Source organism: Blautia sp. AF32-4BH, assembly GCF_003460565.1.
Taxonomy (GTDB): domain Bacteria; phylum Bacillota; class Clostridia; order Lachnospirales; family Lachnospiraceae; genus Fusicatenibacter; species Fusicatenibacter saccharivorans.
The window spans coordinates 122244-135220 of record NZ_QTVL01000004.1; the positions used below are offsets into that span (position 1 = coordinate 122244).

Annotated in this window: 11 protein-coding genes; 5 read left to right on the forward strand and 6 right to left on the reverse strand. The window is 46.1% G+C overall.

Features of this window, described 5'->3' with window-relative positions:
* Window positions 1-40 precede the first annotated feature (40 nt).
* The 4 genes from cysK to DWZ44_RS06815 all read right to left on the reverse strand — a co-directional run bounded on the left by cysK (window position 41) and on the right by DWZ44_RS06815 (window position 6854).
* The gene (gene cysK, locus DWZ44_RS06800; protein ID WP_117804466.1) at window positions 41-973 is read right to left on the reverse strand and encodes a cysteine synthase A; all 933 of its coding nucleotides are present in this window, start codon (window positions 971-973) and stop codon (window positions 41-43) included.
* A gap of 140 nt (window positions 974-1113) precedes the next feature.
* Entirely contained in the window at window positions 1114-1638 is a 525-nt protein-coding gene (locus DWZ44_RS06805) for a spore maturation protein (RefSeq protein ID WP_117804467.1), read from the reverse strand.
* Window positions 1639-1714: 76 nt separating this feature from the next.
* Window positions 1715-3925, reverse strand: a complete 2211-nt coding sequence (locus DWZ44_RS06810; RefSeq protein WP_117804468.1) for a glycoside hydrolase family 36 protein — start codon at window positions 3923-3925, stop codon at window positions 1715-1717.
* 178 nt (window positions 3926-4103) lie between these two features.
* A complete protein-coding gene (locus DWZ44_RS06815) occupies window positions 4104-6854 on the reverse strand; it encodes an alpha-mannosidase (protein ID WP_117804469.1) in 2751 nt (916 codons plus the stop codon).
* Between the two features lie 291 nt (window positions 6855-7145).
* On the opposite strand from DWZ44_RS06815, the gene DWZ44_RS06820 reads away from it, so the two are divergent.
* Window positions 7146-8291 (forward strand): substrate-binding domain-containing protein, encoded by a 1146-nt coding sequence (locus DWZ44_RS06820; RefSeq protein ID WP_055226181.1) that lies wholly within the window; start codon window positions 7146-7148, stop codon window positions 8289-8291.
* Between the two features lie 7 nt (window positions 8292-8298).
* Here DWZ44_RS06820 and DWZ44_RS06825 read toward each other — a convergent pair whose 3' ends face one another.
* Window positions 8299-9336, reverse strand: coding sequence for a helix-turn-helix domain-containing protein (locus DWZ44_RS06825; protein WP_158555007.1), 1038 nt, complete (start codon window positions 9334-9336; stop codon window positions 8299-8301).
* Window positions 9337-9813: 477 nt separating this feature from the next.
* Here DWZ44_RS06825 and DWZ44_RS06830 point away from each other — a divergent pair, with 477 nt between their 5' ends.
* Window positions 9814-10560 carry an SDR family NAD(P)-dependent oxidoreductase gene (locus DWZ44_RS06830; protein WP_199596439.1) on the forward strand — a complete coding sequence of 249 codons (747 nt, stop codon included), beginning with the start codon at window positions 9814-9816 and terminating at the stop codon, window positions 10558-10560.
* A gap of 215 nt (window positions 10561-10775) precedes the next feature.
* Here the strand turns inward: DWZ44_RS06830 and DWZ44_RS06835 are convergent, their stop codons facing one another.
* Window positions 10776-11393 (reverse strand): RNA-guided endonuclease TnpB family protein, encoded by a 618-nt coding sequence (locus tag DWZ44_RS06835; protein WP_330411409.1) that lies wholly within the window; start codon window positions 11391-11393, stop codon window positions 10776-10778.
* Between DWZ44_RS06835 and DWZ44_RS06840 the strand changes: the two genes are divergently transcribed.
* From DWZ44_RS06840 to DWZ44_RS06850, 3 genes are all read left to right on the forward strand, one after another.
* Window positions 11363-11725: a TnpV protein gene (locus DWZ44_RS06840; protein WP_055226171.1), complete on the forward strand. Its 363-nt coding sequence runs from the start codon at window positions 11363-11365 to the stop codon at window positions 11723-11725. The genes DWZ44_RS06835 and DWZ44_RS06840 overlap by 31 nt on opposite strands.
* A gap of 224 nt (window positions 11726-11949) precedes the next feature.
* On the forward strand, window positions 11950-12219 hold the full coding sequence (locus tag DWZ44_RS06845; protein ID WP_055226169.1) for a metalloregulator ArsR/SmtB family transcription factor: 270 nt from the start codon (window positions 11950-11952) through the stop codon (window positions 12217-12219).
* Window positions 12216-12872, forward strand: coding sequence for a DUF1648 domain-containing protein (locus DWZ44_RS06850; protein WP_117804470.1), 657 nt, complete (start codon window positions 12216-12218; stop codon window positions 12870-12872). Before DWZ44_RS06845 ends, DWZ44_RS06850 begins: the two co-directional genes overlap by 4 nt.
* Window positions 12873-12977: the final 105 nt, after the last annotated feature.

Consider the following 12977-nt stretch of genomic DNA (forward strand, 5'->3'; position numbering starts at 1 on the left):
CGCTGATATCTATTATTTTAAAATCTGAAGCTGTTCCCTTTTATTTGGCAAACAGGGCTGTGGAATAGTATCTGTCTCCGTTATCCGGCAGGAGCACAACGATGGTTTTGCCTTTATTTTCCTCTCGTTTTGCGAGCTGGATTGCTGCATACAGAGCTGCTCCGGAGGAAATTCCTGCGAGAATCGCTTCCTCGGCTGCCAGATATCTTCCGGTCTCGAAAGCGTCCTCATTTTCTACTTTGATGATTTCATCGTAAATGCTGGTGTTCAGGGTATCCGGCACAAAGCCTGCGCCAATTCCCTGGATTTTGTGCGGTCCGGAAACGCCGTCGGACAGTACCGGGGAGGATGCCGGTTCTACTGCTACGATTTTTACTTCCGGTTTTTTCTCTTTTAAATATTCACCCGTTCCGGTGATGGTTCCGCCGGTGCCGACACCTGCAACAAAGATATCAACCTCTCCGTCGGTGTCTTCCCAGATCTCCGGTCCTGTTGTCTTTTTGTGGGTTGCCGGGTTTGCCGGGTTCACAAACTGGCCTGCGATAAAGCTGTTCGGAATCTCTTTGGCAAGCTCATCGGCTTTCTCGATTGCACCCTTCATTCCCTTCGTTCCATCGGTCAGAACAACTTCTGCGCCGTATGCTTTTACAATATTGCGGCGCTCCACACTCATTGTCTCCGGCATGGTAAGGATCATGCGATAGCCTTTTACGGTTGCTGCCGCTGCCAGTCCGATTCCGGTGTTTCCGGAAGTCGGCTCAATGATAACGGAACCTTCTTTTAAGAGACCTTTTGCTTCAGCATCCTCAATCATCGCTTTTGCAATACGGTCTTTGACGCTTCCTGCCGGATTGAAGGATTCTACTTTTGCGATCAGTTTCGCCTGCAGTCCTTCTTTTTCTTCAATTCGTTTCAGTTCTACCAGCGGAGTTTTTCCTACAAGATCCAGAATGCTGTCATATACCTTTGCCATCGTTGATTTCCTCCTTACTTTTGCGCTCTTTTCTCTATTTCCTTATTTCCTATTGAGTTTGTATGTTTTAAGTTGGTTCCATCTTATTCCAGTTGGATGGAAATGTCAACACATTTCACTGGTATGATTAGAAAAAATCCTTACACTCCCTTTGCCAGGGCAATACTGACCGCCATTCCGACCAGGGAAGAGAGCAATGCACCCGCCAGTGTATACCGCGTTTTTTTGATGTGGACCGCTCCGAAATAGACCGCCATCGTATAAAAAACCGTCTCCGTGCACGACATCATAATCGAAGCCGCCCGTCCGGCAAAGGAGTCACAGCCCGCCTCTTTGTAGAGATCCAGCAGAAGACCCACCGCCGCGCTGTTGGAAAAGAGACGCACAACACCGAGCGGTACCAGCGCAGACGGGATTCCCGCCGGTTCCAGCACGGTTCCAAGCAGTTTTCCAAATTCCTCCAGAAATCCCGATGACCGCAGAACACCGACCGCTGCCATCAGCCCGATCAGAGTCGGCACAATACCGATCACTGTCCGCATGCCGTCCTTCGCCCCGTTCAGAAAATCGCCGAACACATCCTGTTTCATCAAAAGCCCCAGTCCGACCACGTAAAAAATCAGCACGGGAACCATCAGATCTGAAAGCGCCGAAAGAAAACGCAAAAAATCCCCTCCCCAGAAAAATCCTATCAGATACACTCCGATACAATTTATTCCGCGGGCGGGGATTTATGTAATTTTATTTCACTTTAATCTGAAACAGACGCGCCATATACGTCTCCGGGAAGTGAATCTGCAGCGTCTTGCTGTAGTCATCGTAATGGAACACATCACCGCATGCTTTCGGGTAAACGCAGGAAACCTCCAGCTCTTTCCCTGGGAATGCTCGGTTCAGCGGAACTTCAAAATCAGCCTCTCCGCCGCGTCTCCACACACCAAGATAAATTACATCTCCCGGCACACGGATTCCGGCTGCGAGGTGTTTTTCTTCATTGTCTGCCCATCCCATCGGCCAGAACGGAACGCCGTCCTTGATGCCGCTGCGGATCTCTTTGTAGCAGTCAATTCCCTCTTTTACAAGTTCAAACCGCTCCGGCGAAATTTCTGCGAGATGGCCGCTTTGGTGAATACGAAGCAGCAGCGCATTAACCATATTGAAAATAACTTCCTCTTTTGTGCCGTCCCGCAGCGGATATGACCAGATCGCCGCCTGCTCCGGCGTCACGCCGATGGCTGCATTCGCCGAGATCGTCGCATAATTGCGGTAATCCTCCTGATCGCTCGTCGACTGAATGCTGTTTCGCGCCAGCATCGCATAGTCCATCCGAAGACCGCCGCTCGAGCAGTTCTCAATGACAAGATCCGGATACTTTTTGTAGATGCCATCCAGCCATGCCAGATACGCTCTCTCATGCTCCAGAAGACCGTCTCCAAAACTGTCCGCATCCACTTCCGTGCCAATACCAGGCTCAATATTGTAGTCCATCTTGATATAGCCGACACCGTAGTCCCGTACCACACGGTCGATGACTTCGGTCACATGCTCAATCACAAGCGGATGACGGAAATCCAGCTGATAACGGCTTCTGTCATACACACGCTTGCCGTGGCGCAGGAAGAAGCACTCATCCGGCAGAATGGAAGCCTTCTTACAGTTGATACCCATAACCTCCAGCTCCAGCCAGACACCAGGAATCATGCCCTTCGAACGAATATAATCCGTCACCTCACGCACTCCATTCGGAAAGCGCTTTTTACTCTCCTGCCACTCACCGACACTGTCCCACCAGTTGCCGTCCGCATACCAGCCGGCATCAATGACAAAATACTCACATCCGGCCTTCTCTGCCGCATCCACCAGCGGGAACTCTTTTTCTGTGGTCGGATCTCCAAACAGACAATTCATATAATCATTGAAAATAACCGGCAGATTTTCATTATCTTTGTTCGGACGGCGGATCTTTCTGCGGTACTTCGTCAAAGTACCAATCGCTTCCTCGAAATCATCATGACCTACGCCGACAGCCACCGGAACCGTTGTAAAGGAATCTCCCGGCTTCAGATTCTTCGACCAGTGTGACTGAATCTCTGTCGGACCGCTCACCGCCAGATAAAAATGGCAGTTCTGATCTCCGATCTCATAATGCCAGGAACCACTGTGGTCAATCTCAAAAAACAGACTCGAATCTGCCGCACTGTTTCCAATATATCCCATCGGCACATATTCCTTCGCCGACCAGTTGCCCGTATTCGTAATCTCAATCGTCTTCGAAGTTCTCTGATAATTATGCGGCTGCGTCTGCGCCATGCCAAGATCTGCAAACCGGTACTTCTTCACCGTCAGCTCCTTCTGCCATCCATTGTGAACCACAACCATCGACATCTTGTCATCCGAGCTGACAAACTTCGGAATTCCCTCTTTCTGTTCCTTCTCAATACCCCAGTAACTAAAACTCGAAATGTACTCCAGTGTCTGGTCTTCCTTTCCTTCGTTCGTCACTGTATTGTACATTCTCGCAACCGGAATCCCATCAAAAAACTGCATCACAGACTCCACCTTCGCACCTGTCACATCGTCCGACTGCACAATCCGCAGCACATCACCCTTCTCATTTCTCTCCTCGGAAATGGAATCAAACTTCAGCATAAATCCCGGAGCCGTCACAATATACTTATTTCCATGCTTCTCATACGGCCGGTTATACCCCGAAAAATTCACCTGCACCAGCTGGAAGCTCTCCTTAATCTGAGCTTCCCGCATTCCTTCCATCATCCACACTCCATCCGGCTTCCGGCAAAGATTCTCCGCGTCAAACGGTGCATGTGAAAAATGAAACAGCTTCAGCTGATTCTCTTCCGTCACCCCAAACACAATATGAATTCCATTCACATCATAACAAATCAGCTCTGCCTTGATCGGGGTCTCAATCCTGCTCGTCCATTTCTGCATCTTAAAAACCCTCCTTTGGAAATTTTTCTCATATTTCCAGCATATAACTTGTCCCCTTTAAAGTCCAGCACATTCTTGCTTTTTCCATCCTATTCTTTTCAACCATCTTGCGCCGATCCGCCCTTCAGGCGGATCCAGACTTTCCTCCCGTTCTCACTCCCAGCTCACGCGCCAGCCGTTATTTCACAACCCCAAACGTCGCAATCTCAAACTCCCGGAGTGTCACATGATACACCCCGTTCTCATCCGGGCAAAGTACCTCACCCTTCTCTTCCACTACATTACTGCGGTAAACCTCTTTCATCCAGCTCTCCTTTCGGAAGGAAAGTACCTCATCCTGCGGCATATTGTTCACAAACCGCACAAACAGATCGTCCTTTGCAAGTCCCTTCTTAAACGCCGTCAGATGAATTCCTTCCCCTTCAAAGCGGAGGAAGCTCATTTCCAGCGGCATCTCGCCCGATACGAGTTCCGGTTTTACCTGACCCGGCTTTCTGAGCCATGCCTTTGAAAGACCGGCCTGTGCTGCTGTCAGATCCTGCTGGAATGCGTAACCCTCGGTAAATGCCTCGCCCGTCTTACCGGCTGCATACGGCACAACTTCAAACTCCAGGGTAAACGTTCCGATCTGCTGCGCCTTTGGCGTCGGGAAATAACCCCAGTCACCCATCTCCGCAACGGAACGAAGCAGCGTTACCGCAATCGCATTCTCCTCATCCGCCAGAACCTCATATTCATACAATCCGCGGTTTGCCACAAGAAGACCATTTGTCTCATCTTCCATTGCAGCAAAACACTGCTGTCTTTCACATCCGCAAGGATTCGTCCAGGTACCATTATGACGGTTATTTCTCTTCACAACCTCAAAGGCAGAATCTGCCAGATGCGTAGACGTATTCAGACCCGTCGGCATTACAACGCGGACTCTGTGATCCTTTGCCTGATTACAGATCGTCGTTGCGACACGCAGACCTTTTCCCGATTTTTCCAGTGTCAGAACCGTCTTTACTTCCATCGGAACCAGTTCCTTCGAACGGTTTGCCACACGCGTATATGGGTCAATACACATCTCACGCTGTCTCTGCAGTTCCTCTCCCATACCGGACGGAATCATCATTTCGTGACAGATCTCAACTACCGTGCGGAATGCATTTTTCTCCACACAGCGAATCTCAGCTTTCATGCCTTTCGTTGTGACTGTCTGTTTTCCAGAGTCCTGAATATAAATATATTCATTTCCCATATCTCCGGTATCTTCATAGAATCCCAGATTTTCATACGTTCTTCCGGTTTCCTTATTCAGAATCTGGTAGGAACCGTCCTCATTGACCGTAACTTTCAGGTTTTCATTTTCCAGAACACGCTCATTCGCAAAATCTGCAGAGGTTTCCTGGTTCTGATCCGGCTCTGCCTGCTCCAGATAATATGTTGCATATCCCATCGCCGGAACTTCTGCCTCAAACGTTACCAGCACCTTCTTTGCCATATATGGCTGACGGAACCGGTCATCCGGCAGATCGTACCCGAAGGAAATTCCTGCATTTTCGATTTTTGCCGGAACTGCATTTCCGTTTGCATCGCGAAGCACCAGATTTGGCATTTCTACAGCCTCGGCCGCCTCATAACCATCCCATACAAACAGATTGTAATCGCGGAACAGGTGCAGTTCTTTTGCAATGACCTGTTTTTTCGCGGTGCCAGAAGTATTCCATACAACGAACGGAATCTTTTCGCTGTTTCTAGGAAGTGCCGCGGTATTCACCTGATCGGTCAGATATTCTACACTCTCATCGTAAATCGCATCCGCTACCTGTCTGCTCTTCGCAAAGCGGGTTTTCATTTCTTCATTTACTTCATCGACGCTGCAGCCGCAGATGCTGTCATGCGGATGATTCTGCATCAGCTTTTTCCAGCTGTAAATCATCTGGTCTTCCGGGTATGCTTTGCCAAGCACCTCTGCCATGGCTGCCGCCGGTTCTGCTTTCCGCTCCAGCGCTGTTTCGCCGGCACGGTTGTCCACTTTCAGTCCCATCCAGGAAGAAGCGGTGTTTGCCAGTGTCCATCTTCCGTCTGTTTCCTGGCTTGTCAGCTCGCCTTTTACCGTAGAGAAATTCTCGGAAATTTCTTTTTCCATTGCCTTTACATAGGTTTTGAAATCCGAATGAATAAATTCAATGTCCGGGTACAGTTTCCGTGCGACACGGATTGCCTCGGTAATGTCCTTCTGCAATGGCTGATGGTCGCATCCGTTCATCATCAGAAGCTGATGTGTTGCCGCAAATTTTCTCGCATCGGCCAGTTTTTTGTCCCAGTAAACTTTTGCTTCTACCTCATCCACCGGAATCTCCACTCCGTTGTTATACCAGTTTGCAAACAGAATACCCGGCAGTTTCGTTCCGTCCGGGGATGCCCACATCATTTCGGAATACGTGGACTCATACTGTCCTCCGGTTACCTCATTATTCGGTCCGATCGGTTTTACGCCGCGTCCGAACACAACCGCATCCATGCCCGCCTGCTTCAGCACCTGCGGCATCTGTCCCGCATTTCCGAATGCATCCGGGAAATAACCGACATTTCCGATCGCTCCGTAACGCGCTGCTTCCTGCATGCCGACCTGAAGATTGCGGACACATGCCTCACCGCTGGTCAGAAACTCATCCTGCAGAATGTACCACGGGCCAGTCTGGATTTTTCCTTCACGGACGCATTTTTCCACCTGCTCGCGTTTTTCCGGGCGCACTTCCAGGTAATCGTCCAGGGCAATCGTCTGTCCATCCAGGAAAAATCCGCCAAATTCCGGATCGTTCTCTGCTTTTTCCAAAATATTGTCTACCAGCTCAATCAGTTTCATTCTGTGTTTTTCAAAAGACTGATACCACTCTCTGTCCCAGTGGGAATGGGAAATAATATGAACAGTTGTTTTCATGATGTGTTTCCTCCTGTTATAAAAATGATTTTCAAACTTAAAACTCTTTCTATATTAAGTCTTGTTCCTGTATTGCCGTGTTGATTTGATATATCATATCATAAAAAAACGCAATGCTTCTGTCAAGTATTTCTACGTTTTTCCATGATTTTATATCATTTTCTTTTTATTTGATATATTATTTTTAGTTTGACTTATCTTTTTCCCGAGATTATAATACAAAGCAAGTCGATATCACACTTTTACAAATACAGTTGTCACCAATCATACTATTTGAGGAATTTTATAGACATGGATAGAAATAAAAGAATAACGAAACCCAAATATGAAATCATCAAAGAAGCTCTTTTAGAGCGCATCCGCACCGGACAGTTTTCTTCCGATGCCGTGTTCTGCACGGAAAAAATGCTCTCGGAGCAATATGAGGTAAGCCGCATCACAGCAAAGCGGGCGATTGAAGATCTGGAACAGCAGGGAATCCTGTATCGAAAACGCGGCGTTGGAAGCTTTGTCTCGCAGAAAATCCCACCGGTTTCCTCCTCCGCATCAGAAACCGACAGCAAATCAAAAATGGTTTCCCTGCTGCTTCCCTTTGCCACAACACAGGGAAACATTTCGGAAACGATTGGTTCCTTAAGTGCCGCACTGGCGGAAAAAGGATACTTTTTAAGCATTCATATCACCGGCTCTTCCTCTCCGAAGGAACGTGCCACACTGGAACTGCTCCGTTCTCAGAATATCGCCGGACTTGTCTACTATCCCAAGCGTGACAATATCCACCTGGAACAGTTAAACGATTTCCTGTTTGCAAACCGCCCGGTTGTCATCATCGACAAGCAGACCGACTGTCCGTATTTAAACAATGTTGTCTGCGACAATTACGATGGCGGACGGCAGCTCACCCGCCACCTTCTGGAACAAGGGCATCGCAACATCGCCTTTTTCACAACAGCTCCCCTTTCCGAAACCTCGTCGGTCCGTGATCGTTTCGGCGGATTTTTGCACGAAATAAAAGCCGCCGGAATCATGCCCGATTCCCGGCAGCTTATCACCTGGCCACATGCACTTTCTACAGAAGATGCCCTTTCAACAGAAATCACACCTTTTCAACAGCAGCTCCTTACCCTGCGGCAAAATGGAATTACTGCACTTCTCGCAGAAAATGATCAGGTTGCCGAACTCATCTTTCTCGCCTGCCGTACCATTGGCCTTAGGATTCCGGAAGATCTCTGCCTCTGTGGTTTTGATGACACGAGTCTCAGCCGGAGTCTTGAAATTACCTCTATTCATCAGGACTTTGAAAGCATCGGACGGGAAGCCAGCCGGATTCTCCTTTCCACACTGGAAAACCCTGCGGCGGAACCGGAAAAAATTGTACTGCCGGTGACACTTGTTCCCCGGGCATCCTCGCTTCGAATGATAAAAACAGAATCCTAAAACCAGATCATTTTTCATCTGAATTTTCTTCCAGAAATTTTCGGATCTTCTCTGGCGGCAGCAATGCATAAATACTTTTATGGAATGTTGCCGCCACTTCCAGTTCTCCGTAATATCCTGTACGCACATCACAATTTCCCTGGAACGCCTCCCGCAGTGTCGCATTCAGCGCTGCTCCCTCATCACTGTCCATAAAATCTTTCAGCATCCGGCAGCAGGTGTGCGTGTTTTCATAATAGCGGCGGTATGCCGGATGAAATTCCCGCATCCATCCGCTCACGGATACACAGAACAACGCCGTCGGATGGATCACCGGCTGATAAAGAAGACGCCATTTTTCCTGCTGTACTGGATCTACCGCAAACGCAAGCAAAGAAACTTTCAGCTCTTCCATAAAACCCGGATAATCTTCCTCCGTCAGAGAGATAATTTTCTGATTGCGCAGATACTGGTTGATATTCGTCGCATCAATCTGCTCCGGAGAAATGTACTGTAAATAACGGGACATCATTTTCAAATCCGTACCTGCGTGCTCAATCGTATGCTGTGTGATTTTCTGCCACAAAAACTGCTGATATTCCGTAACCGGCGTATCCAGATATGCCATCCACAAATACTGTGCCAGCAGCCGGGCATCCCGGGATTCCATCTGATTCCGGGTAGGATCCTCCGGGCAAAAATCGGTATCTGCAAGCATCCCCGCAAGCTGTTCAAGCGACTGGCACACAGGAAGCTGTCCGCTCAGACGATCCATTTCGCTGATCGTCTGCTGAATGGTAAGCATCTGCGACTGGAGTGCATTCAGCTGTTTATGCAGATAAAATGGTGTTGTGCGCGGCTTGTGAAGAATCGCGCGGATATCCGCCAGTGAAAGTCCTGCCTCGCGCAGCTTGCGGATGATAAAAAGTTTTTGAATATCTGCTTCTGAAAAATCATGGTAACCGTTATGTTCATCAACAACAGGCGAGATCATCTTCTGATCGATATAATAATAAACCGTCCTCCTGGACAATCCTGTTTTTTTGATTACTTCCTGAATTCTCATTGTTGCACCCCGTTTTTCCTTTTGTCCAGTCATTCCCCCGCATTCTGACTGTTTCTCTTTTTTTTCACTCTTTTTCTTTCTGTTTTTCCGCTTTTTTCGTTTTGATTTTATAAAAGCATACACCTGGTGTATACTTTTGTTTCCTATTATATCCTGTTTTCCCTCAAAAAGCCACGTAACAATTCTCTTTTTCCATAGAAATCTTCTGCTTTTGAGAAAAGAATGCTGTTTATTTCTGAAAAAATTTGCATTGACTGTCCACCAACGATATCCCGTATAATAAAGGAAAAGATTTGCAACAAAATTTAAGAGAAAGGAAATATCCCGTTTTTTGTATTCTCCAAAACGAATCGTCATTCAGAGTCAAATGATTTTTCATGCAAAATTCATTTTTCTCCGAATCGTTAAAAAAATAAAAACTACAGCCTGCATAATCAGTTTTCATTGATATAAAAAAAACGGGATCGGGTGAATGGTATGATGTTAAAAGATAAAGTTGCAATTGTTACCGGCGGAACCAGAGGAATCGGCTATGCCATTGTGCACAAATTTCTGCAGAACGGCGCGAAAGTCGTCCTGTTCGGATCCCGGGAAGAGACCGTTGCAAAAGCGGTTGCATCTTTAAAAGAAGAAAACCCGGACTGGGAAGTTTCCGGTGCATGGCCAAAGCTGACCGATGCAGCTGCCATGGTAGATGAGATCAACAAAGTCAAAGAAAAATACGGCAAAATCGATATTCTTGTGAACAACGCCGGTGTCTCAGACAGTACACCAATTGACAAGTATACCGCAGAGCGCTTTGCCAGTGTCATGGATCTAAATGTCAACGCCATGATGAACGGCATCCTTCCAACCGTTGCTATTATGAAAGAACAGGGCGGCGGCTGTATTTTAAATACCAGCTCAATGGTCAGCATCTGCGGCCAGCCGGGCGGCGTTGCCTATCCATCCAGTAAATATGCGGTCAACGGTCTGACCTGGTCCCTCGCACGGGAACTTGGTCCTTTCCATATCCGTGTAAACGCGGTTGCGCCTGGCATCACCCGTACCGATATGGTTGCCGCACTTCCAAAAGAAATGATCGATCCACTCATCAACCGCATTCCTCTTCGAAGAATTGGTGAGGCAGAAGACATTGCAAACGCTTTCCTCTTCCTGGCAAGCGATATGGCTTCGTATGTAACCGGAGAAATTCTTTCTGTGGATGGGGCGATGAGATCCTGATTTATTTTTCATCCAGTTGTACACCATTTTCTGATTTTGGGATTATCTGCGTAAAATCTATAGTTTTTTGACACTTCCCACAGCTAAAGCAGGGGGATTCTTGTTTCTTCCACTACTGCATTGGCAAATACCTTACGGTACTGCAATGTCTTACACAGTGTCCACAAGCTATATTTATCCTGTTCCCGCATGCCCTGCGGTACAGTTTTTTATCTTCATGCAGACTGCACCTGCAGTCCTTTCTTTAAAATATTGATGCCTGCATTCGTATCCCGGTCATGAACTGCATGACAGATTGGACACTCCCAGATACGAATGTGCAGATTTTTCACCAGCGGATTCTGATATCCGCATGCACTGCAGGTCTGGCTGCTCGGATACATGGTTGGCACTCTGCGGATTTCATTTCCATACCAGGCAGCTTTGTATTCCAGCATTTCAAAAAACTTTGCCCACGAAACACTGGCTATGGATTTTGCCAGTTTATGATTCCGGATCATTCCCTTCACATGCAGGTCTTCGATGCAGATGGTTTGGTTTTCACGCACCAGCATCGTTGACTGCTTCTGCAGGAAATCATTCCTTTGATCCGTTACTTTCTCATGTACCCGGGCAACCCGGATCCGCTGCTTATTGCGGTTATGGGAATCTTTCTGTTTTCGGGAAAGTCTGCGCTGTTCTCTTACAAGTTTTTGCATCGCGCGTTCCAGATATTTTGGATTCGATACGGTATTTCCGTTACTGTCAGAATAGAATGTTTTGATTCCAACATCAATCCCAATCGTTCCACCCTGATTGGGGCGTGGTTCCGGTTCAAAGTCAATGGTATGAATTGCAGGACGATTATTATATCCCTTGTCTGATACTTTCCGAAGAAGAAACGCAGCCTATCGGACTGTGGGGACAACGCCACAAGCAGTACCTAAAGGAACATAAACACCTCCTTTACACTACAATGCTTATTGAGGGTACATTGAACTCTTACCTTGCCGACATTGACAAACAGGCACAGGAACGCTTGCTCCTGCTGACAAAGCAAATTGCAGAGCAGGAAAATGTTACCGAACAACTGAAAGCCGACAATGCTATGTTGTGGGTGCAGAAAATGAATGAAATTCAGTCCAGAGTTAGAGAAATCATTTACAACGAGATTATCTACGCATAGTAAGAATTAGGGCGGTAAGCCAGCTTTTGGCTTACTGCCCTTGTCTGCTCATAAGCAAAATAAAGAAATACCGTCAATGGCAGTGTTTGCACTGTTCATCAAGACCATTGACGGTATTTCTTGTTTTGCTATTTAAAAATATTTTGAAATAGCCATTGAAAAACAAATGCTAAACTGATATAATCTATTTAAAAATTATTTGAAATAGATTAGGGCGTGGAAGATTGGCTATAAATGAAGTGTTAGCTGCTTTAGCAGACGATACTCGTCGAAAAATTCTGCTAAAGTTACAGGAAGGAAAAATAAGCTCAGGCGATTTAGCTATCGCATTGGATATGACACCACAGGCATTGTCCTATCATTTATCAAAGCTAAAAAAGGCAGACTTGATTTACGAAACTCGATATAAAAATTTTATTTACTATGAATTAAATTTGTCTATCCTTGATGAAACAATTATGTGGATAAGTAAATTACGTGGAGGTCAACAATGAAAAAGAAAAAAATCATTTTTTATAGTCTTATGTTTTTGCCATTGATAGTTGTTTTGATTGCCTTACATTTCTTACCAGAGCGAATTCCAGCTCATTATGATTTTAATAATCAAGTAACACGTTGGGGCAGTAAATACGAAACATTAATTTTCCCTGTGATCACAGTTTTATTTGGCTACTTTATGCTTGGTATGGCTAAATTCTCTTCAAAACAAGAAGAAAATGGGAGTAACAACGAAAATGTATGTATTGTGGCAGGAATTGTATCTCTTACACTTTTTAACGCTATGACAGGTTATTTCTTGTATGCTGATTTCAATTCGATTGAAAATCTTTCTTCAATTGCACTTGATATTAATCAACTTTTATTTGGACTGCTTGGTGTTGCAATGATTATATTAGGCAATATTATGCCAAAACTACGAATGAACTCAATCGCAGGACTGAGAACAGTATGGAGTATGAAAAATGAAACAACGTGGAAAAAAAGCCAACGCTTTGGCGGTATTTCATTTATTGTAGGCGGGGTTATTATAATCATAGTATGCTTTTTAACGAAAGGCTTTTCTTGTTTCTGGTGGACAATGGGCATCGTAGCAATTCTTTTGATTATTGACACCTACTATACCTACACATTATCCAAAAAATATTGATATAGTAATACGTGTTTATTGAAAACTTTTATATGTATTTATCAAACACCCTGCAAAATGTAAAAATCTTGCAGGGTGTTCTACTGTCAAAATATATGTAAGACC